The 25,625-nt window shown below is 58.6% G+C and carries 21 protein-coding genes; 5 read left to right on the top strand and 16 right to left on the bottom strand.

Going from position 1 to position 25,625, the window contains the following annotated elements:
- Nucleotides 1–3: 3 nt before the first annotated feature.
- From BN1012_RS04780 to BN1012_RS04760, 5 genes are all read right to left on the bottom strand, one after another.
- Complete coding sequence (locus BN1012_RS04780; protein ID WP_081826219.1) at nt 4–882, bottom strand: CDP-alcohol phosphatidyltransferase family protein; 879 nt, start codon at nt 880–882, stop codon at nt 4–6.
- Nucleotides 879–1,580 (bottom strand): phosphatidylserine decarboxylase, encoded by a 702-nt coding sequence (locus tag BN1012_RS04775; protein ID WP_420887296.1) that lies wholly within the window; start codon nt 1,578–1,580, stop codon nt 879–881. Before BN1012_RS04775 ends, BN1012_RS04780 begins: the two co-directional genes overlap by 4 nt.
- A 23-nt stretch (nt 1,581–1,603) precedes the next feature.
- The gene (locus BN1012_RS04770; protein ID WP_043948739.1) at nt 1,604–2,005 is read right to left on the bottom strand and encodes a GFA family protein; all 402 of its coding nucleotides are present in this window, start codon (nt 2,003–2,005) and stop codon (nt 1,604–1,606) included.
- 74 nt (nt 2,006–2,079) lie between these two features.
- Nucleotides 2,080–4,005 (bottom strand): ABCB family ABC transporter ATP-binding protein/permease, encoded by a 1,926-nt coding sequence (locus tag BN1012_RS04765; RefSeq protein ID WP_052534595.1) that lies wholly within the window; start codon nt 4,003–4,005, stop codon nt 2,080–2,082.
- Between the two features lie 140 nt (nt 4,006–4,145).
- On the bottom strand, nt 4,146–5,126 hold the full coding sequence (locus BN1012_RS04760; RefSeq protein ID WP_043948738.1) for a LysM peptidoglycan-binding domain-containing protein: 981 nt from the start codon (nt 5,124–5,126) through the stop codon (nt 4,146–4,148).
- Between the two features lie 151 nt (nt 5,127–5,277).
- Here BN1012_RS04760 and BN1012_RS04755 point away from each other — a divergent pair, with 151 nt between their 5' ends.
- Together BN1012_RS04755 and BN1012_RS04750 are read left to right on the top strand one after the other, a co-directional pair.
- On the top strand, nt 5,278–5,835 hold the full coding sequence (locus tag BN1012_RS04755; protein WP_244442949.1) for an LOG family protein: 558 nt from the start codon (nt 5,278–5,280) through the stop codon (nt 5,833–5,835).
- A gap of 109 nt (nt 5,836–5,944) precedes the next feature.
- Complete coding sequence (locus BN1012_RS04750) at nt 5,945–6,775, top strand: hypothetical protein (RefSeq protein WP_145973420.1); 831 nt, start codon at nt 5,945–5,947, stop codon at nt 6,773–6,775.
- Between the two features lie 12 nt (nt 6,776–6,787).
- Here the strand turns inward: BN1012_RS04750 and rarD are convergent, their stop codons facing one another.
- On the bottom strand, nt 6,788–7,729 hold the full coding sequence (rarD, locus tag BN1012_RS04745; RefSeq protein WP_275450963.1) for an EamA family transporter RarD: 942 nt from the start codon (nt 7,727–7,729) through the stop codon (nt 6,788–6,790).
- Between the two features lie 51 nt (nt 7,730–7,780).
- Here rarD and BN1012_RS04740 point away from each other — a divergent pair, with 51 nt between their 5' ends.
- Entirely contained in the window at nt 7,781–8,179 is a 399-nt protein-coding gene (locus BN1012_RS04740) for a cupin (protein WP_043950650.1), read from the top strand.
- Between the two features lie 9 nt (nt 8,180–8,188).
- Here BN1012_RS04740 and cimA read toward each other — a convergent pair whose 3' ends face one another.
- The 5 genes from cimA to BN1012_RS04715 form a co-directional block, all read right to left on the bottom strand.
- Nucleotides 8,189–9,796 (bottom strand): citramalate synthase, encoded by a 1,608-nt coding sequence (cimA, locus tag BN1012_RS04735; protein WP_043948734.1) that lies wholly within the window; start codon nt 9,794–9,796, stop codon nt 8,189–8,191.
- Between the two features lie 12 nt (nt 9,797–9,808).
- Nucleotides 9,809–11,173: a cysteine--tRNA ligase gene (gene cysS, locus BN1012_RS04730; RefSeq protein ID WP_043950649.1), complete on the bottom strand. Its 1,365-nt coding sequence runs from the start codon at nt 11,171–11,173 to the stop codon at nt 9,809–9,811.
- Between the two features lie 485 nt (nt 11,174–11,658).
- Nucleotides 11,659–12,999 carry a glutamate--tRNA ligase gene (gene gltX / locus BN1012_RS04725; RefSeq protein WP_043948733.1) on the bottom strand — a complete coding sequence of 447 codons (1,341 nt, stop codon included), beginning with the start codon at nt 12,997–12,999 and terminating at the stop codon, nt 11,659–11,661.
- A complete protein-coding gene (locus BN1012_RS04720) occupies nt 12,989–14,650 on the bottom strand; it encodes an NAD+ synthase (RefSeq protein ID WP_043948732.1) in 1,662 nt (553 codons plus the stop codon). The genes gltX and BN1012_RS04720 overlap by 11 nt, the downstream gene beginning before the upstream one ends.
- Before the next feature lie 39 nt (nt 14,651–14,689).
- Nucleotides 14,690–15,682 carry a Gfo/Idh/MocA family protein gene (locus tag BN1012_RS04715; protein ID WP_043948731.1) on the bottom strand — a complete coding sequence of 331 codons (993 nt, stop codon included), beginning with the start codon at nt 15,680–15,682 and terminating at the stop codon, nt 14,690–14,692.
- A gap of 228 nt (nt 15,683–15,910) precedes the next feature.
- Between BN1012_RS04715 and BN1012_RS04710 the strand changes: the two genes are divergently transcribed.
- Both BN1012_RS04710 and BN1012_RS04705 read left to right on the top strand, forming a co-directional pair.
- A complete protein-coding gene (locus BN1012_RS04710) occupies nt 15,911–16,924 on the top strand; it encodes an NADP-dependent oxidoreductase (protein WP_043948730.1) in 1,014 nt (337 codons plus the stop codon).
- A gap of 66 nt (nt 16,925–16,990) precedes the next feature.
- Nucleotides 16,991–18,019 (top strand): NADP-dependent oxidoreductase, encoded by a 1,029-nt coding sequence (locus BN1012_RS04705; protein WP_043948729.1) that lies wholly within the window; start codon nt 16,991–16,993, stop codon nt 18,017–18,019.
- Nucleotides 18,020–18,113: 94 nt separating this feature from the next.
- Here BN1012_RS04705 and BN1012_RS04700 read toward each other — a convergent pair whose 3' ends face one another.
- The 5 genes from BN1012_RS04700 to BN1012_RS04680 form a co-directional block, all read right to left on the bottom strand.
- Entirely contained in the window at nt 18,114–20,066 is a 1,953-nt protein-coding gene (locus BN1012_RS04700) for an alpha/beta fold hydrolase (RefSeq protein WP_171815911.1), read from the bottom strand.
- A gap of 124 nt (nt 20,067–20,190) precedes the next feature.
- A complete protein-coding gene (locus BN1012_RS04695; RefSeq protein ID WP_043948727.1) occupies nt 20,191–21,570 on the bottom strand; it encodes a class II 3-deoxy-7-phosphoheptulonate synthase in 1,380 nt (459 codons plus the stop codon).
- A 174-nt stretch (nt 21,571–21,744) separates the two neighbouring features.
- Nucleotides 21,745–23,127, bottom strand: coding sequence for a glutathione-disulfide reductase (gene gor, locus BN1012_RS04690; RefSeq protein WP_043948726.1), 1,383 nt, complete (start codon nt 23,125–23,127; stop codon nt 21,745–21,747).
- A 96-nt stretch (nt 23,128–23,223) separates the two neighbouring features.
- Nucleotides 23,224–23,940, bottom strand: a complete 717-nt coding sequence (gene rpiA, locus BN1012_RS04685) for a ribose-5-phosphate isomerase RpiA (protein WP_043948725.1) — start codon at nt 23,938–23,940, stop codon at nt 23,224–23,226.
- Nucleotides 23,940–25,421, bottom strand: coding sequence for an NAD-dependent succinate-semialdehyde dehydrogenase (locus BN1012_RS04680; RefSeq protein WP_043948724.1), 1,482 nt, complete (start codon nt 25,419–25,421; stop codon nt 23,940–23,942). The genes rpiA and BN1012_RS04680 overlap by 1 nt, the downstream gene beginning before the upstream one ends.
- Nucleotides 25,422–25,625 lie beyond the last annotated feature (204 nt).

Raw genomic sequence — 25,625 nt, 5'->3', positions numbered from 1 at the left:
AGGCTAGTCGCCGGTCTGCTCATCGAGATTGCGGTCCCGGGAAGCGCGCGCGATCTGCGTGCGCTTTTCGAGCACGCGATAGCGCCAGAACGCCAGAGGCAGCGTGACCACATAGAGCGCCGCAATGCCGATCAGTGTTTTCCAGGGGTAGCTGACGGCCAGCGCTGCAACGAGCGCCACTCCCAACAAGAACGGCAATGCCCTGTCGCGGCGCGCAGACAGGCGCAGCCGTTTTCCTGAAAATGTCGGCAGTCTGCTGACCATCAGAAATGCCACGACGCCGATATGCACAGCCACCAATGACGGCAAGGTGTTGAACGTTGTGATCTGGGAGAAGTCCATATACAGGGGCAGCATCACCAATCCGGCTGCCGCTGGCGCGGGTACGCCCACAAAAAACGACGACGTCCAGGCGGGCCTGTCCGGGTCTTCGGTCGCGACGTTAAATCGTGCCAGCCGCAAGGCGCAGGCGATGGAGTAACCAAGGACGGCCACCCAGCCCAGTCCGCCCAGCGTATCCAGGCTCCATGTGTAGAGAATGAGAACAGGTGCAACGCCGAAATTGAAGAAGTCGGCCAGTGAATCCAGTTCTGCACCAAAGCTCGACTGTGCCTTGAGCATCCGTGCGAGCCGACCGTCAAACGCATCCAGCAGCGCAGCGACAAGAATGGCGTACACCGCAAACTCGTATCGGCCTTCAAGTCCAAAGCGTATGGCCGTCAGCCCTGCACACAAGGCAAGCACGGTAAGCACGTTGGGCAGCAGGTTGCGCAACGGCGGTTGCGGGCGCTTGTCAGGCGACCTGCGCATGCGGCCCCGCAATGACCGGCCCGACGGAGCAGCTTCGCTCCCGGAAGCCGTTGGTTTGTCGTCCTGGCTCATGAGCGGCGTCCGGGGCGATGGTCGTCGTGCACGTGGTGATCCGCCAGCACGGTTTCACCACCGACGCTGGTCTGCCCGACGCTCACGAGCGGGTCCAGCCCCTTGGGCAAATACACATCCACACGGCTGCCAAAGCGGATAAGACCGATGCGGTCCCCTGGCTCAAGGTGATCATCCTGATTGACGAAAGGCAGAATGCGGCGCGCCACAAGACCCGCAACCATCACCACGCAATATTCGCGGCCGCCCCCTGTGCGCAAAAGCACGGAAGAGCGTTCGTTTTCCTCAGACGCCTTGTCGAGCGACGCGTCGAAGAACTTGCCGGGGCGGTAGGCCGTGCGGATGGCCGCGGCTTCCACCGGCGAGCGAATGATATGAACGTTGAAGACATTCATGAAAACGCTGATGCGGGTCAGAGGCTCATCGCCCAACCCCATTTCGGGGGGCGGTACTGCCTGGGCAATCATGTTGATGACGCCGTCTGCCGGCGCAATGACAAGACCGGGACGATCCGGCGTTACGCGCTCAGGATCACGGAAGAACCACGCGCACCAGACCGTGGCGATAACACCGATCCATCCCAGGGGCTGCCAGATCCAAAACAGCACCAGTGTGATGGCTGCAAAGATCAGCACAAAACGCCGGCCTTCCGGGTGCATGGGCGGAACAAATGCCAAAAGATCGCGCATGAGAACCACAAGTCCTTCCAAACTAACTGTTACTAAGGCCTGCCCTGGTCAAAGTGTTCCTGAGCCACACTCATATCTACCCAGTCGTGGCAGGATTGTTCCCACACTGACCTTTGAGGCTTCGGGAAAGCCGGGTCGGCGAACGCGCCAACGGCAATGCCGATGAGACCGGGGTTTTTGTCAGACCACCAGTAGAGGGTTGTACCGCATTTCGGGCAAAAGTGCTCGTGGAATTGATTGCCGATGGCTGTGGGCCGGGAGAAGGCTGTTGCCTCCCCGGTGATCTCCACATCGGCTTCCAAATAGTAGGCGCCGACACCAAAGACCGAGCCGGTCCGGCGCTGACAGCCGGAGCAATGACAGGCGACAATGCCTGCGGGTTCAACACGGGTTTTTGCCGATAGGGCGCCGCACTGGCAACTGGCCGTCTTCATGCTCACTCCTGCTTTGTCAGGCGCAGAATATAGCATGTGACCTGGTGTTTGGCCGGGCTCGGCTTAGCCGCGCCCTACTTGGCCGGGACCAGATCCTCGTCACCTGCTGCGGCCGCCACCACAGCGCCTTCAGTTTCAGCGACCTCCTGAAGAATCTCTTCAGCGCGCTGGGCTTCCTGCTGACGCTGCCACATGGCGGCATAGGCGCCGTTCTTGGCCAGAAGCTCTCGGTGCGTGCCGCGCTCACAGATTTTGCCGTGGTCGAGCACGATGATCTCGTCTGCATCGACGACCGTGGACAGCCGGTGTGCAATGACAAGGCTGGTGCGGTCGCGTGAGACAATTGAGAGCGACGCCTGAATTTCCTTCTCCGTGTGGGTGTCGAGTGCGGAAGTCGCCTCGTCCAGTAGAAGGATTGGCGGGTTCTTGAGGAGCGTGCGGGCAATGGCAACGCGCTGCTTTTCGCCGCCGGACAGTTTCAGGCCCCGTTCGCCCACCTGGCTGTCATAGCCCTCCGGCAGGCTCTCGATAAAGTCATGGATCTGCGCCATGCGGGCGGCTTCTTCCACTTCGGCGTCCGTCGCGTCCGGGCGGCCATAGCGAATGTTGTAGCGGATCGAGTCGTTGAACAGCACCGTGTCCTGGGGAACGATGCCGATCGCCTGGCGCACACTGTCCTGGGTCACATCGCGGATGTCCTGACCATCAATCAGGATGCGCCCGGACGTTGCATCATAGAAGCGGAACAACAGCCGGGAGATGGTGGACTTGCCCGCACCAGACGGCCCCACAATGGCAACCATGCGCCCGGCAGGCACGGTAAAGTCCACGCCCTTGAGAATTTTGCGCTCGGGGTCATAGGCGAAGTCGACATTCTCGAAGCGGACTTCGCAGCTTGCACCGGGCGTACTCTTGGCAGCGAGCGGCTGTGCTTCCGGCTTGTCTTCTATTTCTGCGCCCACGCCGAGCAAAGCAAACATGGTCTCCATGTCCACGAGGGCCTGCTTGATCTCGCGGTAGACAAAACCGAGAAGGTTGAGCGGTTGGTAGAGCTGAATCAGCATGGCATTGATCAGCACAAAATCACCAAGCGTCATGGTGCCATTCTTGACGCCCATTGCCGCCATGATCATCAGGACTGACAGGCCAACTGCAAAGATCGCCGCCTGTCCTGCATTGAGCCACGACAGAGACTTTGTTGAGCGGACTGCGGCGTCTTCGTAGCGCGCCATGGAGCGGTCAAAACGATCTGACTCATGGGCTTCGTTGCCGAAATACTTCACAGTTTCAAAGTTGAGCAGGCTATCAATGGCCTTGGAGTGAGCCCGCTCGTCGGACTGGTTCATGGATCGGATAAAGCCGATGCGCCACTCAGTCACTTTGAAAGTGAAAAGGATGTAACCGCCGACCGTGGCCATGGTGACAACGGCGAACCAGATGCCGAAGTTCCACCAGAAGATGCCGGCAACAAGCACGAGCTCAAGAAGCGTTGGACCGATGTTGAACAGGGTGAAGCGCAGGAGGAATTCGATAGCTTTGACGCCGCGTTCGATAACCCGGCTAAGACCACCGGTGCGGCGGCTTAGATGGAACCGAAGTGACAGCGCGTGCAAGTGCCGGAAGGTCCGAAGGCCGACTGCTCTGACGGCATGCTGGCCGACGCGGGCGAACAGGCCATCGCGCAGCTGGGCCAGGCCGATCATCAGTATGCGGGCAATACCATAGGCACCGATGAGGGCCACCACGGTAGCGATGACAATCAGCTCGGGGCTTTGCTGGTCAAGCGCATCCACCGCCGCGCCGTAGAGGAACGGCATGTAGAGCGTCACGGCCTTTGCCAACACCAGCGCAATCATCGCCAGGACCACGCGGCCCCTGAGGTCCGGGCGGCCCTTGGGCCACAGGAAGGGCAGCAGGTCGCGGATCGCTTCGCGATTGCTTCGGCGATCGACGTCGAGCGTCGTTTGCTGGCCTGCGGCTGTGCCGAAGCGTGGTGACATGGGAGCTCCCGGGAATCGATGAGGCGACGGACCGCGAATTGCGTGCCCTCTTATGCCCCAAAACCACCGGCGCGTGGCGGTTTACGTATCCCTTTACATAGCCATTCCCTCATACAAGACAAGGTATGGGTCTGTTGCGGCTACTGGGTGTAGCCCGGGGTCTCGAAAACCTGGCCGGGGTAAATCAGGTTCGGGTCACGGATATCTGCGCGATTGGCCTGATAAATGACCGTGTACTGGTAGCCGGAGCCGTACAGCTTCTGGGCGATGTTCCACAGATTGTTGCCGGGCTGGATGACCACCTTGCCGTCCTGGAGGACCATGGCGACTGCTTCAGGGGTTGCGCGTTCAAACGGCGCTTCCAGGCGGGCCAGCACCATGCCCTGTGCGTCGATCTGGTCAACGCGCAGTTCATGCACGCCGGGCTCGATCGGACGCGACGCCGTCACCACCCATCGGCCCTTGGCGTCTGCCGTGGCGTCGCCGGCAGCCTCGTTGTCCACATAGATGCGCACGTTAGACCCAACCGGTGCGCGGCCGGAGAAGATGACGTCGCCGCCTTCGCCGTAATCCACCGTATCAAGGGTCAGAGCACCGCCATTGGCAGCAACGCCCGTCCCCTGCAGGACCTTGCTGGGTTCATCGGGCTTTTGCAGCACCACCAGGGCTTCGGCTTCGGGGTCTTCGGGAACCGAGATGGAGACGACCTGCTCGGAGTTCAGCAACGTGCCGTCGGGCAGCTCTGCTTCAAGGCGCAACTGGCGGTCGCCGGTCGGCAGGGGGTCATCGAGAACAATCACCCACTCGCCGCGACTGTCGGCTTCCGCTTCGGCAATCACCGTGCCGTTGTCTATCAATCGGATTCTGGAGCCGGGCTCTGCACGCCCAGCAGCGACGGTCTGGCCATCGCGCTCAACACGGACGATGTCAAAGGAGGGACCTTCGGGTTCCTCTGCTTCAGGCTGCGTTGCGTCCGTGGTGTCCGTTTTGCCGGCTTCAACGGCTGCATCGTCCGTCAGCGTCGGGTCAGACGCCTCGCCTGCGAACAGGAAAAAATAGGCCAGGCCCAGAACCACAAGTGCGGCTGCCAACCCGCCGATGATGGCAATGCCTCGCGACATGTCGCCGGCTCCCTAATCTTGCGCGTCGCAGATTTACGACCGCACCCCTTGCGCAGAATTTTCGTATCCTGAGAATATGGCATCGACGCGACCGCGTCCGCTTTTAACCGATTTTTGCGTTAATTGCTGCATTGCAGGATATATGCACTCCGTGACGAACATACCTCGTTCTATTACCGTTTTTTGTGGCAGTGCAGCAGGAGATAATCCCGCCTTCGCAAAAGCTGCCCATGACCTTGGCGTCCTGCTGGCCAACAACGACATCAAACTGGTTTATGGCGGCGGCGGCATCGGCCTGATGGGCATCCTGGCGCGCGCTGTGGACGATCACGGTGGCGAAGTAGATGGCATCATCCCTGAGTTTCTGACGGTGCCGGAAGTCATGGAAGATGCCCCCGGCAATCTCGAAATCACCGAGAACCTGCACGACCGCATGCAAAAGATGGCTGCCAAGGCGGATGCGTTTGTTGTCCTGCCCGGCGGCATCGGGACGATTGCAGAGCTTGTGGACATTCTGACCTGGAAACAGCTGGGACGTCACGACAAGCCGATCATCATTCTGGATATCGAGGGCTACTGGTCGCCGTTGGTAGAGCTGCTCAGCCATATCGTTGCGCACGGGTTTTCGCACGGCGACCTCTCAGGAATGTTCCGTGTGGTGAGCAATGTAGGTGACTTGGAGGACGTCATTTTGGGTATCGCAGATTAGCGACCCATCACGTCATCGAGTTTCAATCAGCGCAATGGGCTCCAAGCATTGGGCACAATCCAATTCTCCTTTAAGCTGCACCTCCTCATCCCAGTGATCCAGCGCTTAAATGACAGATTTCAGACTTCGATCCATCTTAGGAAAATCCTTGCAGGCGCCGCTCCAAAACGTGCGCATACAACTAATTGGATATTGTGCATTTGTCATAGGGCCGTGGTTGGTATTCTACGCTTTGCAAACCATTCAACTGGGCCAGCTTGCTGAGGAAACCGCCACAACAAGTGTAGGTTTCACGATTATCGGCAGCATAGTCTTGATAGTCTTCTATGCTGCGTTCGCAGTTCTGGTGCACCGGTCAGTCGCTGGAGTTTCAAAGCCGTGGCAACTAGGAAGAAGCACGGTGGAGTACATATTCGCGACCATCTACACCCTACTCCTAGTCTCTGTGCCATATGCCGTCTTCATGTGGATCACGTGGGATCTTTTTATAGAGGCGAGAACAGACTTTTTTTCTAGAGCGGCGCATGACCTAATTTCAGGTGCCTTCTTTGCAGCCATATCAGCGCGTCTCATACTGGCGCTCCCTGCAGCGGCACTCGGTAGAGATAAACCAATAAGGCGGTCCGTTCGCATTACGCGTGAGCATTCGGTCGATCTATTTCTTGGAGTGTTTTTCACAACCTCTGTAGTGGCCCTTTTGGGCAGCATTTCTTCATATTACTTAGTACCTTTGGTGACGGGCTGCCCATTCACCTATGGTGCATCGCCGGAAGATATCTGCGCCGTGCCACAGGTTATCAGCGTTCTAATGCCTATTACATCGTCAGCTTTGGCCTACTTCTTTGTGGTCTTTAGCGTAAGCTTTTTGACGCATGCATTCTTGGCGCTTGATGTAGATGACCCTTTCGACCTGCCCGAAGCCGAGATGTCCAGCACTTAGGTCATCCGCTTTCTAGCGCCCCCGCAGCGCATCCCAAGCAAAGACGGCGAGGCCGAGCCAGATGCCTGCGAAAGTCAGGGCATTGGCGAGGGCGAAGGGTTCGCGGAAGTGCAGGACTGCGATCAGGAACATGATGCTGGGTGCGATAAACTGAAGGATGCCGACTGTGGCAAGGCTCACGCGTCGCGCGCCGGCTGCAAACAGCAGCAGGGGGATGGCGGTGAACGGGCCGGTGCCCAGCAGCAGCGCGATCGTCAAAGCATCCACTCCCCCAAACCCGAGCAGCGGGCCACCTGACACAATGAGATAGCCGACCATCAATGGCGCAAGCACCGCCATTTCGACGAACAGGCCGTCAATGCTTTCGACGTTTACGGTTTTGCGCAGATAGCCATAGGCGGCAAACGAGCTTGCAAGAAAGAGCGCGATCCACGGGACATCGCCCAGCAGAATGATCTCGTTGAGAACGCCCAGTGCCGCCAGCGCAATGGCAATCTGCTGGGCCCTGTTCAGTCGCTCGCCCAAAAGCACAACGCCAAGCGCCACGCTCATCAACGGGTTGATGAAGTAGCCAAGGCTTGCATCCAGCACGAGGTCATTGGCCACCGCATAGATGAACCCGCCCCAGTTGCTGGCGATCAAGACGCCCGTGACGGCGAGAATACCCAGGCTGCGCCGGTTGGTGACCGCCGCCCACACCAAAGACCACCGCCGAAGAACCGTAACGATGAGCGCAACAAAGGCGAGCGCCCACAATCCGCGATGGGCCAGCACGTCGAGCACCGACACGTGGTCCAGTTCACGATAATAGAGGGGCAGGAAGCCCCACATAAAATAGGCTCCTGCTGACAGCAGAACGCCAATTTTTGATGGTGTGAGAACAGGCAGTTTCTGGCTCCGGCGCTTGACGAGGCTGGTGACATTCCTCTCACATGTCCAACTGTGTTTGACCACCCGCGATCTTGAATGGCGGACACGCAAATCGTGACAATCAGGACAAGTGCCATGACATCTCACACGCTTTCCAAGCACCCAGTCCACCTAGGCCTTGGTGCGACCGCGATTGTGCAGCCAGAAATGACCGGTGACATGTCATGGTATGCTGGATATGGCGAACGGCATGGCGGCGACGGTCCGGAGGGCAGGTTGGTGAGCATGCATACTTTTTCAAAGCCATGGGACATGTGGGAGATGCACCCGCGCGGCAGTGAAGTGGTGCTGTGCACCCAGGGCGCAATTACGCTTCACCAGGAAGCTGCCGACGGAACCGTCACACAGGTGACGCTTCATCAGGGCGACTACACCATCAACGCTCCAGGTGTCTGGCATACAGCAGACGTAGATGGCGCCGCATCCGTGGTATTCATCACCGCCGGTGAAGGAACAGAGCACAGGCCGCGCTAAGTGGCGTTGCTAAAGAGCGGCAGGTGCACCGTCGCGCAGCAGCTTGTAGGTGATTGAGTCCATCAATGCCTGAAAGGATGCGTCCACGATATTCGGTGACACACCGACGGTGGACCAGCGGGCTCCGTCACCATCAACGCTCTCAATCATCACGCGGGTTACAGCCTCGGTGCCACTTGTCAGGATACGGACCTTGAAGTCCGCCAGACGCAAGTCCTCAAGCCATGACGAGTATTTTCCAAGGTCTTTTCGCAGCGCCTGATCCAGCGCGTTGACCGGGCCATTGCCCTCCCCTGCGCTCATGATCGTGGCGCCATCCACGGCCACTTTGACTGTGGCCTCGGACACCGTCACCAATTCGCCCATGGCATTGAAGCGGCGTTCCACGAGAACGCGGAAGCTCTCCACCTCAAAGTAATGCGGTACCTCGCCTAGAGCTCGGCGCGCCAGCAGCTCAAACGAGGCTTCCGCACCGTCATAGGCGTATCCGAGGAACTCGCGTTCCTTGACTTCATCCACCAGCCGCTTGATGCGCGGGTCCTGCGCGTCAACTTCGATGCCGGCGGCTTCCAGCTGGGCCAGCACGTTTGAGCGACCGGCCTGATCAGATACCAGAATGCGACGCTTGTTACCGACCGCCTCCGGCGGCACGTGCTCATAGGTTGCCGGGTCCTTTTGGACAGCGGACACATGCAGTCCACCTTTGTGGGCAAATGCGGATGCACCCACATAAGGCTGATGGCGATTGGGGGACCGATTGAGGATTTCATCCAGCAGCCGGCTCACATGGGTGAGTTGCTTCAAGTTCTCCACCGGCACACCGGTTTCAAACCTGTCCGCATAATCCGGTTTCAGCAGCAGTGTCGGCAGCAATGAGACCATGTTGGCATTGCCGCAACGCTCGCCCAGACCATTGAGCGTGCCCTGTATCTGACGCACGCCGCCATTGATGGCCGCCAGCGTGTTGGCGACAGCATTCTCTGTGTCATTGTGGGTATGGATGCCCAGATTGTCTCCCGGCACATGCTCGGCCACAGCACGTGTGATGGCTTCCACCTCATGGGGAAGCGAGCCGCCATTGGTGTCGCACAGCACGACCCAGCGCGCGCCGGCAGCAAGTGCTGTCTTGGCGCAGGCAATGGCGTAGTCCGGATTGGCTTTGTAGCCGTCAAAGAAATGCTCGCAGTCAATCATGGCCTCGCGGTCATGCTTGGTGATTGCGCGCACGCTGTCTTCAATGGCTTCCAGGTTTTCATCCAGCGAGCAACCCAGTGCCAACTCCACCTGGTGGTCCCAGGTCTTGGCGACGAGGCACACGGCGTCTGACTCCGCATCAAACAGGGCCGCGAGCCCTGGATCGTTGTCGGCCGACCGCCCCACGCGTTTGGTCATGCCAAATGCGGTCATGGTCGCCTTTTTCAGACCACGCTTTTCACTGAAGAACGCGCTGTCGGTCGGGTTTGCGCCCGGCCAGCCGCCTTCCACATAGTCAATGCCCAGCGCATCCAATGTTTCTGCAATACGGATCTTGTCGTCGACGCTGAAGTCCACACCCTGTGTCTGCGCGCCGTCGCGCAGCGTGGTGTCGAACAGGTAGAGACGTTCTTTGGTGCTCATTTTTTCGTCCCCTTACGTCGCGACCGTCCAGGTGGTGCCGTCCGGCCCATCCTTGATCTCGATGCCAAGTGCTGTCAGTTCATCACGGATACGGTCTGCTTCCGCAAAGTCTTTTTCGTCCCGGGCCTGCTTGCGCGCTGCGATCAGGCCTTCGACCTGCGCATCGTCCACGGTGGACGTTGCCGGACGCCAGGTCGCCCACTCTTCAGCCGTGTGGCCAAACAGGCCTATCAACTGTCCAGATGCCTTGAGCGCCCGAGCAGCTTCTTCGCTGCTTTTTTGACTTTCGCCGCACAGTTTGTGCAGGGCTGCCAGAACCTGCGGTGTGTTGAGATCATCCAGCAAGGCAGAGGTTACACTTTCCGGCACATCATCCGCAGTCACCTCACCCACGTCAGCGGTTGAGGCATACCATCGGTCCAGAATGCCTTTGGCCTCGCGCACGCCTTCGACCGTCCAGTTCAACGGCTGACGGTAGTGGGTCATGAACAGGTGCAGGCGCAGTGCTTCACCCGGCCAATCGCCCAGCAGGTCGTGCACAACAAGGAAATTGCCGAGCGACTTGGACATCTTCTCGCCTTCGACCTGCAAAAAGCCGCCATGCATCCAGTAGTCGGCCAGCTTCGCGCCGCCATGGGAGCAGCTGGATTGCGCCAGCTCGTTTTCGTGGTGCGGGAAGGCGAGGTCTATGCCGCCACCGTGGATATCAAATGTCTCGCCCAGCAAATGCTCACCCATGACGGAGCACTCGATGTGCCAGCCGGGGCGGCCCTTGCCCCAAGGGCTGTCCCAGCCGGGCATATCCTCGGCACTGGGCTTCCACAGCACAAAGTCGGTGGCGTTACGCTTGTAAGGCGCAACCTCGACGCGGGCACCGGCGATCATGTCATCGAGCGAGCGGCCGGACAGGCGGCCATAGTTCTCGTCGGATGAAACATCAAACAGCACGTGACCTTCAGCCTCATAGGCGTGGCCAAGATCAATCAGCTTCGAGATCATCTCGATCATGCCGTCCACATAGTCGGTGGCGCGGGGCTCATGGGTGGGTGGCAAAGAGCCAAGCCCTGCCATGTCATCCTGGTAGACTTTTGCTGTCCCGTTGGTCAGCTCACGGATGGTGACGCCGTCGCGCTTAGCGCGGGCCATGATCTTGTCTTCGATGTCCGTGATGTTGCGCACATAGGTCACGTGATCGTCGCCATACACATAGCGCAGCACACGAAACACCAGGTCGAAGGTCACAGCCGTGCGGCCATTGCCGATATGAGCAAAGTCATAAACCGTCGGACCGCAGGCATAGAGACGCACATTGGCCGGATCAATCGGCTCAAACACCCGCTTTGTGCGGCTGGACGTATCGTGCAGGCTGAGGGTCACAGGGCGTGCCATCAAACAAAGTCCTTCGTTAACCCGGGCAAAAATATCCCGTTCAAGGCCTGCTGGCCTCGTGGCTTATACGTCTTGTCTGATGTCCAGGAAAATGACGAACGGCCGCGAGCCAGCGTTGTGCGCTAGCTAATAATAATGGTGCAGCAAATGCACCAGATGGTTGCGGCGGTTTTCATGGGCCGGACTTTGGGCGGAATGTCTTAAAAAATCAACCCATCAGTTGTCCCTATCCTTGGGCTTGACCCGAGGCCTATTCACATCGGCCATCCCGGGCAGCGCCAGCGAGTGGACCCCGGGTCAAGCCCGGGGATATGGACTCTGGTCGGAGGTCAGCATCTGCTCAGAATGGATTGTCCGGTTGATCCCCCGATCAAGTCGGGGGAGGACAATGGCGTTTGGGGGAATGGACCAGAAACAAAAAAGACCGCCACCCTCCGGCTTGACGGGGGGGTCCATCGACATTGGCGATATCCTCAGTCGGTGCCAGCACCAAGCCGCGCCAGAACCTTGTCGCGGCCGATCAGGGGCAACAGCGCCTTGAGCTCCGGCCCGTGGTCAAGTCCGGTCAGTGCTTTGCGCAACGGCATGAACAGGCCTTTTCCCTTGGCCCCGGTCTCAGCCTTCACCGCATCCGTCCAGGTATTCCACGTCGTCTCGTCCCACGGGGTTGCGGGCAGAACGGCAGCAGCTTTGGTGGCGAAGTCCGCATCTTCGATGATCGGTGTGATTTCGCCGTCCGTCACCTGCACCCAGATAGCGGCATCAGACAGTTTTTCCAAATTGCCGCGAATGGCCAGCCAGAGGGTTTCGCTGATCGTGAGCCCGAGCGCGTCCAGACGTGTGGCCACGTCGGCCAGCTCCGCGGTGTGCAGCAGGTCTGTATTCAGCCGGCCTAGATCTGCCACGTCATAATGCGCGGGCGCTCGACCGAACTTTGAAAACTCAAACCCCTCGATCAGGTCATCAAGACTTGCGGCCTTCACGTCATCTGATGTGCCCAGATGGGCCAGATAACTGGTGAGCGCGCCGGGTTCCAGGCCGCGTTCACGCACATCACGCACACTTGCCCCGCCCTCTCGCTTAGAGAGCTTGGCACCACCGGGCGCGACCATCAGCGGGAAATGCGCAAATGCTGGTAGCTGAGCACCGACGGCTTGCAGCAGTTCGATCTGGGCGGCTGTATTGGTCACATGATCTTCGCCACGCAGCACATGAGTAATGCCCATTTCTGCGTCATCGACTGAAGACGGCAGCATGTAGGTGTACGTCCCGTCCTCGCGGATGAGCACCGGATCAGAAACGGATGCCGTCTCGATGGATTGAGGCCCGCGAATGAGATCGTTCCACATGACTTTGGTGCCCGATAGCCGGAACCGCCAATGGGGTGTGCGGCCATCGGCTTCCAGTTTGGCGCGATCCTCGTCCGTCAGTTCAAGGGCTGCCCGGTCATAGACCGGAGGTTTGCCCTGCGACAGCTGACGCTTGCGGCGACGGTCCAGCTCTGCGGGGGTCTCGTAGCAGGGGTAGAGCAACCCGTCTGCTTTCAGCTTGTCTGCAGCTGCATCATAGGTGGCAATATGGTCTGACTGACGGGTGATGACATCAAAGGTCAGTCCGCCCCAGGCAAGGTCTGCCTCAATGGCGTCCGCAAAGGCACGGGTTGAGCGTGCTGTGTCCGTATCATCGAAGCGCAGCACGATCTCGCCACCCATCTTTCGGGTGTAAAGCCAGTTGAGCAGTGCCGCGCGCATATTGCCCACATGCAGCGTGCCCGTGGGGCTGGGCGCAAAGCGCGTCTTGACGTTACTGGGCATCGCGGAAGCCGTTAGTAATCGGATAGCGACGATCGCGGCCGAAATTCTTGAGGCCGATTTTCACACCGGGCGCTGACTGGCGACGCTTGTACTCCGCAATATAGAGCAGGTGCTCAATGCGCTTCACTTCTGCAGAGTCATGGCCGCGGGCAATTGTTTCTTCGGCGCTGCGCTCATGTTCCACGAGGCTTTCGAGAATATCATCGAGCACGGGATAGGGCGGAAGTGAGTCTTCGTCCTTCTGGTCTTCGCGTAGTTCAGCGCTTGGCGGCTTGGAAATGATCCGCTGAGGGATCACACGGCCCTCAGGCCCAAGGGCCCCTGACGGGTGGTTCTGGTTGCGCCACTCGCACAAGGCAAAGACCTGCATCTTGTAAACATCCTTGATGGGGTTGAAGCCGCCATTCATGTCGCCATACAGCGTCGCATAACCGACGGACATCTCGGACTTGTTGCCGGTCGTGAGCACCATATGGCCAAACTTGTTGGACAGCGCCATCAACAACAGACCACGGGCACGGGACTGGATGTTTTCTTCGGTGATGTCCGGCTTGCGACCGTCAAACAGTGGTGCAAGTGCGCCTTCAATGGCATCCACACTTTCGCTGATCGAAACTGTGTCGAGCTGGGTGCCAATGAGCCGGGCGCACTCCTCCGCATCATCCAGGCTCTCCTGGCTGGTGTATTTGGAGGGCAGCATCACGCAATGCACTTTGTCCGGACCCAGCGCATCGGCAGCCATGGCAGCGCAGATCGCACTGTCGATACCACCGGACAAGCCGAGCACAACGCCTGGGAACCGGTTCTTGTTGACGTAATCGCGCAGACCCAGGACGCAGGCCCCATAAATGGCTTCCAGTCCTTCCGGGTCCGGCGCCGTCTCGCCCTGTGCACAGCTCCAGCCACCGTCACCACGCGTCCATTCGGTCATGACGCAGCTTTCGGAAAAGGCCGGCAAGCTGAGAGGCATGCTCAGATCGGTGTTCATCACAAAGGAGGCACCATCAAACACAAGTTCGTCCTGGCCGCCCACCTGATTGACATAGGCCAGCGGCAGTCCGGATTCACTCACCCGGGCGCGCACATGGTTCTGTCGGGCACCGTGCTTGGTGGCTTCAAAGGGCGACCCGTTGGGCACAATCAGAATTTCGGCACCCTGATTGGCCAGATTGGCCACCACATGGTCGTGCCAGATGTCTTCACACACAGGGACGCCCAGCGACACACCTTTGAACGGAATGGGCTTGGGGTCCGGCCCGGATTCAAAGACCCGCATCTCATCGAACACGCCATAGTTTGGCAGCATCTGCTTGTGGCGGATCTCGGTAACTTTGCCGCCGTCCAGCAGCGCCACAGAATTGTAGAGAACGCCGCCATCGCGCAGGGGCACACCAATGAGCACCGCAGGGCCGCCATCGGCTGTGTCCCGTGCAAAATCGTCCAGCACGTCGCGCGCGGCATCCTGAAACGCGGGTTTCAGCACAAGGTCTTCGGGTGGATAGCCGGTGATGTACAGCTCGGTGAAAACAATGAGGTCTGCACCCTGCTTTGCTGCATCCGCGCGGGCTTCACGGGCGCGGGCAATGTTGCCTTCAACGTGGCCGACAATCGGGTTGAGCTGCGCGAGGCAGATTTTGAGCGTATCCGTCATAGGGTCAGACCTAATGTGCTGCGCTGCGCTTGCCAAGCCTTACGCTGCGGGTTCCTCGCGTGTGATCGGGCCGATGGCGGCATCAATCGCCAATGCTGTCTCGAGTGCCCGGCGGGCATCCTGACCGCTGACACGCGGGCGGGCGCCTGTCGCCACCGCATTTACAAATCCGCCGATTTCTTCCGCCAGGGGGTCCTGCGATACCAGTTCGTCGATGACCGGCAGGCCATCTACTTCTTCAGGGTCCATGATCCGGCGGTCGCCATTGGCACCTTTTTCTGTGAGTTCAAACTGCCGGTTGGCAAAATCGATCATGATTTCGCGGTCTTTGCAGATGATCCGGACCGAGCGTTCCAGTTTGTCACCGACGCGACTGGCAAACACACGCACGGTCTTGCCGTCTTCCGTCGTCACGACAGCGTCGATCTCATCTGCCAGATCTCCGTGAACAGCGCGGGCGGTCGCTTGGACCTTCGCGGGCTTGTAGCGAAGAATCTGGTGGCTGATGTCGAGATCGTGGATCATCAGATCGAGGATCGCGCTGACATCCACATTGCGTCCGGTGAATGGGCCCGCCCTGCGGCAGATCACTTCGACGGGATCTGACACCAGCGACGGCAGATCGAAGCGTGAGAACACATAGCGCTCCTGATGGCCAACCTGGATAACCACCTGCTTGTCGCGGGCGATCTTTATCAGTTCATCTGCATCATCCAGCGAGGTTGCAATCGGCTTTTCGATGAGGACGTGGATACCGGCTTCCAGAAAAGGCTTTGCCAACTCGTAGTGGAAGGTTGCCGGCGCTGAGATCGAGACCGCGTCCACCTTGCCGATGAAATCGTCCGGGCTGGCCATGACGTCACAGTCAAACTCGTCAGCCACTTCTCTGGCGCGATCGGCATTGAGGTCATAAACGCCGACCAACTCCACTCCGGGAATGGAGGCATATTTGCTGACATGCAGGCGGCCGAAATATCCGGTGCCGACAACGCCAGCGCGCACGTGCGAAAGCTTGGGACGGTTATAGGGCATTGAGGGAAACTGGTGCTCCGGCACGGGTCAGGGGTCGGTGTGGGTTTTCGGCCCGGAAGCTAGGCGATCCGGGGCTTTAGGCCAAGAGGCGGTTATGCCGCTCTGATCTGCAAAACCGGTCTAACTGCGCCCGACATGCCAGTTGTTGGGCACTTGCCAGCCCCCGGAGGCCCCGTGTTAACTCCTTCCCGGCTTTCTTAACGTCATTTGCCCCCGGAGTGTGCCCCCATGACCGCGACCGAATCCCGCCAGATTACCCTCACTGAATCGCCGGCTGGCAAGCTTTTGGCGTCCAATTTTGGTCTTGGAATTGTGGACATGCCTACAGCCGGAGAGGGCGAGCTGCTTATTCGGGTGCTTTATATCTCCATCGATGCGGCCAACCGGGCCTGGATGCAGGGACGCACCTACAGAGATCAGGTGCTTCCAGGCACAAAAATGGCCGGTGGTGCGCTTGGCGAAGTGGTTGCCTCCAATGATCCCGGTTTTGGCCCCGGCGATATTGTGGAAGCCGACATGGGCTGGTGTGATTATGTCGCCCTGCCCGCCAAGCAGGTGCAAAAGCGCAAGCAGCGCGGCCCGCTGACCCACCTGCTCTCCATTCTCGGCATTACAGGCAAAACGGCCTATTTTGGCATGCTGCATATCGGCAAACCTCAGGCTGGCGAGACGGTTGTTGTTTCTGCGGCCGCGGGCGCTGTCGGTTCCGTTGCCGGTCAGTTGGCCAAGACGCGTGGCGCGCGTGTTGTCGGCATTGCCGGATCGGACAAGAAGTGCAAGTGGCTGACAGACGAACTCGGCTTCGACGCGGCCATAAACTACAACAACGAACCGGTCATGAAGGCACTCAAGCGCGATGCCCCTGATGGTGTGGATGTTTTCTTTGACAATGTGGGTGGGGACATTTTTGAAGGTGTGCTGTTCCGTATGAATACGCATGGCCGCATCGTGTGTTGTGGCGCTGTTTCCCAATACGATACCGACACCCCCACGCACGGCCCACGTGGTGTGCCCGGGCTGATCGTGACCAAGCGCTTGAAGGTCGAGGGGTTCATTGTGATGGATTTCGACGGACAGGCTGAGGCAGAAGCCGAGCTTGCCGGATTTGCAGCGCAGGGCAGCATCAAAGTTGCCGAAGACATTGTGGAAGGCCTCGAAAATGCCCCGCAGGCCCTTGTTGGCCTATTGAGTGGCGAAAACTACGGCAAGCGTCTGGTCCATGTCGCGGACCCGCAAGGCTGACTCACACAAGAACACGCACTACCGAAAACCAAACAACCCAAAATCAACCAACAGGGAGAAGACCCAATGTCAAACGTCGTTTCTAAGGAAGTGCAGCTTGCACGGCGCCCGGAGGGCATGCCGAAGCTCGAAGATTTTCAGGTCAAGGAGGTGGATATTGCAGCGCCAGGCGACGGTGAAGTGCTCGTCCGCAACATCTGGATGTCTGTAGACCCCTATATGCGCGGCCGTATGTATGACCGCGAAAGCTATGTGCCGCCGTTCCAGATTGGCGCGCCGCTTGAAGGCGGTGCCATCGGTCAGGTGATTGCATCCAACTCCGACAAGGCCGCGGTCGGCGACTATGTGCAATCCATGCTTGGCTGGCGCGAATATTTTGTCGCCAAGGGCGAGGAAGTTCAGAAGGTCGATACAAGTTCCGGCGTTCCCATTCAGGCTTTTCTTGGCACACTCGGCATGCCCGGCATGACTGCCTATGCGGGCCTGCTGCGCATTGGTGAACTCAAGGATGGTGAGACCGTGTTTGTATCGGCGGCATCCGGCGCTGTCGGTGCCATTGTGTGCCAGATCGCCAAAGCCAAGGGGTGCTTTGTCGTCGGCACCGCTGGTTCTGATGAAAAATGCAAGTGGCTGGAAGAAACAGCCGGCATCGACAAGGCGATCAACTACAAGACATGTGGTGACCTCACAGAAGCCGTGCGAGCGGCTGCGCCCAAGGGTGTGGACGTGTACTTTGAAAATGTGGGTGGTGAACACCTCACTGCAGCGCTTGAGAACATGCGGCCCATGGGCCGACTGGCCATGTGCGGCATGATTTCCCAGTACAACGACACCGAGCCCAAACCCGGCCCAAGCAACCTGATCTACATGGTTGGCAAAAGCCTCAAGATGCAGGGCTTCATCGTCTCCAATCATTTCGATCTGCTGCCGGACTTCATCCGCGACATGACCAAGTGGATAGGTGAAGGCAAAATCAAATGGGAAGAAACCGTGGAAGACGGGATTGAGCGCGCACCCAACGCGTTCCTCAACCTCTTCACCGGCGGCAATATGGGCAAGATGCTGGTCAAGGTCGGTCCGGACAAAGCCATCTAGGCACACCGCACCACGCGAATGCGAAAGGCCCCGCCGAACCATCGGCGGGGCCTTTTTTATTACGGCCTACAATCGTGTAGGAGCTTCGACCGCTCTAACCTACCGGGCCAAAGAACCCTTGCCACCACAACACGGCCAAGACCAAACCACAGCCAATCGCCAGGACCAGCAAAGGCGCGTTGGCCTTTGTGTTGGCGCCGCCTCGGGCCAGTGCCAGAACGAGCATCACAACACCAACCGCAAATGCTGCAAGTGCGGCAAGCGGGAGGAGCAGCAGCCATGCGCTTTCAACCGGCAAACCCAAGGCCAGGATGGCAGGCGTCAGACCTGCCCCAGCGTCCGCAATCGTCAGTGTGAGAACTGCCGCAAAAGTCAGCAGCAAAACACCAGACAGACCTGAAGAACCAGCAGATGCCAAGGCAATGACAGATGGACGCCTACCGTGCTGGCTGCGACTTACAGCTGTCAGCATCCAGATCATGCCGACCACGATCAAAAGTCCACCGATTGCCAGAGAGACAAGCAGAAACGGACTCTGCATTTGCAGCACGCCCGCCGCGAAGGGCAATGCCCCTCGGGATAGTGCAACCTGAGTGACAAAAGGGATCGGCGTTATGTCTCCAACGCACCCATCGCGCACCAATGCACGGGGGTCATCGAGAAAGGCTGCCGTGATTTCACGTACGCAGAGATGAGAGCGGTCTACGCCATGGCCCGTGTGAGGCACATGCACATACTGACCAGCCGGGAACCGTCGGAATGTTGCGAGTGTGTTCTCAGGCGGTGTGATCGGGTCATTCGCTCCCGAGTAAAAGATGGCCGGCACTGGTGACGATACCGGGGCATTGAAGTCCGGATCAGAGAATTGCGGCGCCCAGTCCTCACACAGGACATCTTCTGTATCGAAAATAGTCAGGCTCCGACGCAGGAACCGTTCAAGCCGGTCCATGTCAGTCAGATTGCGCCCCGGGGTCAGCCAGCGCTCGCGACATTCAACAGACAGTCGGGCCGTCAGATCAATGCGCATTGCCAATGGCCCAAGAATTTCCACCAGCCCTGCTAATGCCTCGGCCTCCCCCCGCGCAGCGAGGTCAATGACCTTGGGCACGAGTGAAATGGTGGCCTTGCCGTACAGCATCTGGTGGATGATCGACGTGAAATCCTGAGCGTTCATATAGAACACGCCGGATGGCACAAGACTTCGATCGGACACGGGAACCGCCAACGGTTTTCGTTCTAGGGCAATTACTGTTGCCAGGTATGAGGTCTCCAGACCGGGATAAGCGTTACGGCATTCATCATCCCTGCGGCAATCCGCATAAAGCTGCTCCAGCGCACGGGCGAAAGACCGGGTGGCCGCGTCGCCTCCGGACGCAAAGGATGGTGGATAGACGCTGTCCAGTACCAAGGCGCGGGTGTGCTGGGGATGCATGCGGACGTAATCCAGGCCCACTGTGGTGCCGTAGGACACGCCCATGACGTTCCAGCTTTCCACACCAAGTGCTTTGCGCAGCACCTCCATGTCGCCGACAGTTTCACGGGTGCCATACCCGTCAAGGTCTGCGCCTTCGTTGATCATGCGGTCGCGGCAGGTGCTTTCGATGTTGGCCTGCCGGGCTATTGATGTCCTGGCATCAAGGTCAGCGGCCAGCATTTCCAGATAGGCCGATGATGCTTCGGGACAGTCGATGGGCCGGGACAAGCCCGATCCGCGCTGGTCAAACAAAATGACATCGCGGGTCTTGTTCATTGGGTGAGAGGCGAACTGGCGCGCGGCATTCACAATGGCGCCACCGGGGCCACCATGGAGAAAAATCACCGGCTCCTTGCCTTGTGATCCATCAACCGCGGCAACCACGGCAACTGCCAGGTCGAGATCGCGACCCTGAGGTGTCTCTTTTACGGCCAGATATCCGCAAGTAATCCGAGGGTGATCATAGCCAATCAGCTCATCACACGGCGTCTGGCTCAATGGGCCCTGCTGCGCAGATGCCTGATTGCCTGGCGCACTCACGTCCTGAGCCAGTGATGCCGATGCTACGGACAATACCGCACCGATTAGTGCAGCTGCCCTAAGAAGTCTTTTTGAAACTGGTTTGTTAGGCACGAGTCCCTCCCCACACCACGCCATGGTAGCGGGTGTGGGGCAAGGTAACTACGTCTTTATGCAACTAGCCGGCAGCGGCGACACTGTCACGCTGCTGACGTTCTGCCTTGAGGCCTTCTGCAATCATAAAGGCCAGTTCCAGCGCCTGATTGGCGTTGAGACGCGGGTCGCAATGGGTGTGGTAGCGATCAGAGAGACTTTCCTCCGTCACTTCAATGGCACCACCCAGGCATTCGGTTACGTCCGAGCCCGTCATCTCAAAGTGGACACCGCCGGCATGGGTACCTTCAGAACGGTGTACCGCCATGAAGTCCTGCACTTCTTTCAAAATGCGATCCACAGGACGCGTTTTGTAGCCGTTGGACGCCTTGATGGTGTTGCCGTGCATTGGATCACATGACCACACAACCTTCTTGCCCTCACGTTCCACCGCGCGAATGAGCGGCGGCAGACCGTCACCCACGTTCTCAGAACCAAAGCGCGCAATGAGGGTCAACCGGCCAGGTTCATTGTCCGGGTTCAGGGCATCGCACAGGCGAACGAGCTCGTCCGGCTGCAGCGACGGGCCACACTTCATGGCGATCGGGTTTTTTATGCCCTTCATGAACTCCACATGTGCTTCATCCGGGTGACGTGTCCGGTCACCGATCCACAGCATATGTGCGGACGTGTCGTACCAGTCACCGGTCGTTGAATCGATGCGCGTCATCGCCTGCTCGTAGCCGAGCAGCAGGGCTTCATGACTTGTGTAGAAGTCAGTTGCCTGCAGTTGCGATGTCGAGTTGGCATCAATGCCGCACGCCTTCATGAAATCCAGCGTCTCGGAAATCCGGGTCGCCAGTTCTTCGTAGCGATGGCCCTGTGGGCTGTCTGCAACGAAGCCCATGTTCCAGCGGTGCACGAAATTGAGGTCGGCGTATCCACCCTGCGCGAACGCGCGGAGCAGGTTCAGCGTGGATGCGGCCTGTGAATAGGCGCGCAGCTGGCGCTCCGGATCCGGCACCCGCTGGGCAGCATCGAACTCAATACCGTTGATGTTGTCGCCGAAATAACTCGGCAATGTCACGTCGCCCTGCGTCTCAGTCGGCGCGGAGCGCGGCTTGGCGAACTGACCTGCAATGCGCCCAACCTTCACAACCGGGGATCCGGCAGCGAATGTCAGCACAACAGCCATCTGCAACAGCACACGGAATGTGTCGCGAATATTGTCTGGGTGGAACTCAGCAAAGCTCTCGGCGCAATCGCCCCCCTGCAGCAAAAAGGCGTTGCCTTCCGCTACGTCAGCAAGGTCCGCCTTCAGCTGGCGAGCCTCACCTGCAAAGACCAGTGGCGGATAGCCGGCAAGAGTCTTTTCCACATCCGCAAGCTTTCCAGCATCCGGATAGTCGGGAATATGCTTGGCGGGCTTTTCCCGCCAGGACTGGGGCGTCCAGGTATCGCTCATTACTTCCACTCACAAAATCTGCCGCCGGGACGCCCTGAAAACCGCCACAACCTCAAGGTTGGAGCCAAATTTGGTGCATCAGGGACCCGGGGACGAGGCGTCTATATACGCCCGACCGGCGGCTGATTCTACCCCTGCTCGGGCATGGGTGGTTAACGCAAGAGCTGCAGCGCGCTACTGAGCCGCCACAGCTTCTGGCTGAGGCTCCGGCGTTTTCATGGTCACAAGCTCTTCTGCAGCCGTTGGGTGCACCGCAACCGTTGCATCAAACTGAGCTTTGGTGGCTCCCATCTGGACTGCAATCCCGACTGCCTGGATGATTTCACCGGAGGCCGGACCGATCATATGGACGCCCAGGACCCGGTCAGATGCCGGGTCGACGATGATCTTCATCAGTGTCTTTTCATCCCGGCCCGAAAGGGTGTGCTTCATGGCGCGGAAAGTGGATTTGTAGATATCTACGCGACCGAACTGCTGGCGTGCCATTTCTTCGCTGATGCCAACAGTTCCGATTTCAGGTGTCGAGAACACTGCTGTTGGAATGCAGGAGTGATCCACCGCAACAGGGTTTTTGTTGAACACGGTCTCCGCGAACGCCGCCCCTTCACGTATGGCCACCGGTGTGAGATTGGCTCGATTGGTGACATCACCGACGGCATAGATGTTATCCACGTTTGTCTTGGAGTAGGCATCGACCTTGATGGTGCCATTGGGCTCAAATTCTACTCCGGCATTTTCCAAGCCGAGTCCCTTACTGTTCGGGTTGCGTCCGATCGCGAACATCACAACATCCGTCTTTATGACGGACCCATCGCTCAACGTGACGGCAAGGCCATCGTCGGTCTTGTCAACCCGTTCAAATACAACGCCGGTGCGAATGTCGACGCCCTTCTTGTCCATCTCGGCATGGAGATGCGTGCGCAGATCATCGTCAAAGCCACGCAGAATTTCCTCGCCGCGATAGACCAGCGTCGTGTCAGAGCCAAGGCCGTTGAAGATGCCCGCAAACTCGACAGAGATGTATCCGCCGCCTGCTACGACCACGCGCTTGGGCAATTCATCGAGATGAAAAGCTTCATTTGAGGTGATGGCCAATTCGTGCCCGGGCACCTCATGAATGTTGGGGGTCGCACCAGTGGCAATGAGAATGACCTTCGCGGTCACATCACGGTCCTGGTTCACCAGATGGATGGTGTGCTTGTCCTTGATGATGGCGCGGTCTTCGATGATCTCGACATCGGATCCTTCAAGGTTGCGAATGTAAATCCCATTCAGCCTGTCGATCTCTTTGTCCTTGTTGGCGATCAGCGTTTTCCAGTCGAACTTTGCGCCTTCGACAGTCCAGCCAAAGCCTTCCGCATCTTCGATGTCCTCAAGTACGTGGCTTGCATAGACAAACAGCTTCTTTGGCACGCAGCCACGGATGACGCATGTGCCGCCAACGCGGTACTCTTCGGCCACAGCCACCTTGGCGCCGTGAGAGGCCGCCATGCGCGAGGCCCGCACGCCGCCGGAGCCGGCGCCGATGGTGAAAAGGTCGTAATCATAGTCAGCCATAATGCGGGCCTTTCTTGTTCGTATGCGCCCTAGATGGCACCGGCATGCCCGGTTCCCAAGGTGTTTTCACAATAGCTTGATGAGGGAGCCGGCTGCCTATCTGCGCAGCGTCTCAACCGTGCCGTCGGCCTTGCCGACAAGGGCTGCATGGGCAATATCCAGAAACAGGCCATGCTCTACAACGCCGGGCAGCCGTGCCAGATAGTGACCAAGACCCTTGGGATCAGGAATTTCTCCCAGCGCCCAGTCAAATATGAAATTGTTGCTGTCGGTACAAAATGGCTCGCCGAACTCGTCCGTCCGCATTGAAATCGCACCTTCGCACCCAAACAGCTTGCCGGATTCAAGAATGCGCGTGCCGGTCGTCTGGGCACCGAACGGCACGACCTCAACAGGCAGCGGAAAATTGCCGAGTACAGGCACCACCTTGCTCTCATCCGCAATGACGATCATCTGCGTAGAGGCAAAGGCCACGATCTTTTCGCGCAGCAAGGCACCGCCGCCGCCCTTGATGAGGGTCAGGTGTTTGTCCAGTTCGTCTGCGCCATCGACCGTTACATCAAGATGCGGCTCATCATCGAGGGTCACGACCTTGAGACCCATATCTGCCGCCTGCGCTGCAGTCGCTTCAGAGGTGGGGACGCAGGAAAGCGACAACCCTTCCTCCTTTGCCTTTCGGCCCAGAGCCGTGACGAAGTGGGCAGCGGTCGACCCCGTGCCCAGACCGACTTTCATGCCGTCCTTCACATAGGCCAGTGCTGCCTCTGCGGCGATGCGCTTTTGATCGTCCTGCGAAAGATGTGTGTCGCCCATCAGCTGTTGTCTCCATCCAGACCACCAAAGGTCATGTATTTGGGTTCGAGAAATTCCTCGATACCCCATTTGCCGCCTTCCCGGCCAATACCGGATTCTTTTACGCCGCCAAAGGGGGCGACTTCGACCGACAGCAGCGCTTCATTGATGCCGACAATCCCAAACTCCAGTGCTTCGCCCACCCGCCAGCAACGGCCAACATCGCGGGAGTACACATAGGCCGCGAGGCCATAGTTGGTGTTGTTTGCCATTTCAATGGCTTCGTCTTCCGACCGGAACCGGAAGACAGGTGCTACGGGTCCAAATGTCTCCTCATTGGCGATGCGCATATTGGCTTCTGCATCAATGAGAACCGTCGGCTCATAGAATGTGCCGCCAAGGGCGTGGCGATTGCCGCCGGTTCCGATTTTTGCGCCTTTCTCCAACGCGTCGGAAACGTGACCTTCCACTTTCTCCAGAGCCGCCTTGTCTATCAGCGGCCCGATCTGGGACCCGTCCTCGGTGCCATAGCCGACTTTGAGCTTGGCAACGGCGGCAGACAGTTTCTGGGTAAATACGGCGTATACAGAGTTTTGCACCAGAATACGGTTCGTGCACACACAGGTCTGGCCGGTGTTGCGATATTTTGAGGCGATGGCTCCTTCCACCGCGCGGTCAATGTCGGCGTCGTCAAAAACGATAAACGGCGCGTTGCCGCCGAGCTCCATTGATGTTTTTTTCACCGTGCGGGCAGACTGCTCCATGAGAAGCTTTCCAACCGCAGTCGAGCCGGTGAAGGTCACGACCCGCACATCATCATGGGAGGTGTAAACACCTCCAATTTCTACTTCATTGCCGGTGACAACGTTGAAGCACCCTTTGGGAATGCCTGCGCGCTCGGCCAACTCACACAGCGCCAAAGCAGACAATGGTGTCTGCGGGGCGGGTTTGCATACGACGGTGCAGCCTGCTGCCAATGCCGGTGCGACTTTGCGCAGGATCATTGCGTTGGGGAAGTTCCATGGTGTGATCGCCGCCACCACACCTATGGGTTGCTTGGCAACCACGATGCGCCGATCACCAAAATGCGCCGGCACAGTGTCGCCATAGACCCGCTTGGCTTCCTCGGCGTAAAACTCGGTGAATGCAGCCCCATAGCGTATTTCGGCCAAGGCTTCAGGCAGTGGCTTGCCCTGTTCGAGCGTCAAAAGCAGCGCAAGATCGTCTTCATGCTCTGTCATCAGGTCGAACCAGCGACGGACAATCTGCGAACGTTCCTTGGCGGTGCGCTTCGACCACAGGACAAATGCCGCCTGCGCCGCTTCGACCGAGCTGGTTGCCTCCGCTCGCCCAAGATTCGGCACCTGAGCAACAAGGTCTCCATTTGCAGGATTTGTGACATCGGTCATGGCACCCGCCTCATGGCGGCACCATTCGCCATTGATGTAAGCGTCCTGGCGAAAAAGGCCTTCATCTTTCAGGCCTGTCGGCGCGTCTACCATGCCTTGTCTCCCCCATAGTATGCCTCAACCTGGTGACGGCTGGGCACTTGCTGTTGACTGCGTTTCTACCGGTTGAAGCCTCCCGGTGCAAAGCCAACTGACGACGTGTTCGCCAGACTTAAATCGAGGCTTGGCGAATCCACTACCCGGCGCTGATAATGAAACTGAAAAATCAGCTGCCTTGTCACCTCACCATCCATGTAA

Source organism: Candidatus Phaeomarinobacter ectocarpi (assembly GCF_000689395.1).
Classification (GTDB): Bacteria; Pseudomonadota; Alphaproteobacteria; order CGMCC-115125; family CGMCC-115125; genus Pyruvatibacter; species Pyruvatibacter ectocarpi.
The sequence above is the reverse complement of the archived record's forward strand: the minus strand, read 5'-3'. Positions and strand labels throughout refer to the sequence as shown.

Bases quoted from the DNA above. Each gene is read 5' to 3' on its own strand.
- BN1012_RS04780 (WP_081826219.1), bottom strand. From the start codon at position 882: ATGAGCCAGGACGACAAACCAACGGCTTCCGGGAGCGAAGCTGCTCCG.
- BN1012_RS04770 (WP_043948739.1), bottom strand. From the start codon at position 2,005: ATGAAGACGGCCAGTTGCCAGTGCGGCGCCCTATCGGCAAAAACCCGT.
- BN1012_RS04765 (WP_052534595.1), bottom strand. From the start codon at position 4,005: ATGTCACCACGCTTCGGCACAGCCGCAGGCCAGCAAACGACGCTCGAC.
- BN1012_RS04760 (WP_043948738.1), bottom strand. From the start codon at position 5,126: ATGTCGCGAGGCATTGCCATCATCGGCGGGTTGGCAGCCGCACTTGTG.
- BN1012_RS04750 (WP_145973420.1), top strand. From the start codon at position 5,945: ATGACAGATTTCAGACTTCGATCCATCTTAGGAAAATCCTTGCAGGCG.
- BN1012_RS04740 (WP_043950650.1), top strand. From the start codon at position 7,781: ATGACATCTCACACGCTTTCCAAGCACCCAGTCCACCTAGGCCTTGGT.
- cimA (WP_043948734.1), bottom strand. From the start codon at position 9,796: ATGAGCACCAAAGAACGTCTCTACCTGTTCGACACCACGCTGCGCGAC.
- gltX (WP_043948733.1), bottom strand. From the start codon at position 12,999: ATGCCCAGTAACGTCAAGACGCGCTTTGCGCCCAGCCCCACGGGCACG.
- BN1012_RS04720 (WP_043948732.1), bottom strand. From the start codon at position 14,650: ATGACGGATACGCTCAAAATCTGCCTCGCGCAGCTCAACCCGATTGTC.
- BN1012_RS04715 (WP_043948731.1), bottom strand. From the start codon at position 15,682: ATGCCCTATAACCGTCCCAAGCTTTCGCACGTGCGCGCTGGCGTTGTC.
- BN1012_RS04710 (WP_043948730.1), top strand. From the start codon at position 15,911: ATGACCGCGACCGAATCCCGCCAGATTACCCTCACTGAATCGCCGGCT.
- BN1012_RS04705 (WP_043948729.1), top strand. From the start codon at position 16,991: ATGTCAAACGTCGTTTCTAAGGAAGTGCAGCTTGCACGGCGCCCGGAG.
- BN1012_RS04695 (WP_043948727.1), bottom strand. From the start codon at position 21,570: ATGAGCGATACCTGGACGCCCCAGTCCTGGCGGGAAAAGCCCGCCAAG.
- gor (WP_043948726.1), bottom strand. From the start codon at position 23,127: ATGGCTGACTATGATTACGACCTTTTCACCATCGGCGCCGGCTCCGGC.
- rpiA (WP_043948725.1), bottom strand. From the start codon at position 23,940: ATGGGCGACACACATCTTTCGCAGGACGATCAAAAGCGCATCGCCGCA.
- BN1012_RS04680 (WP_043948724.1), bottom strand. From the start codon at position 25,421: ATGGTAGACGCGCCGACAGGCCTGAAAGATGAAGGCCTTTTTCGCCAG.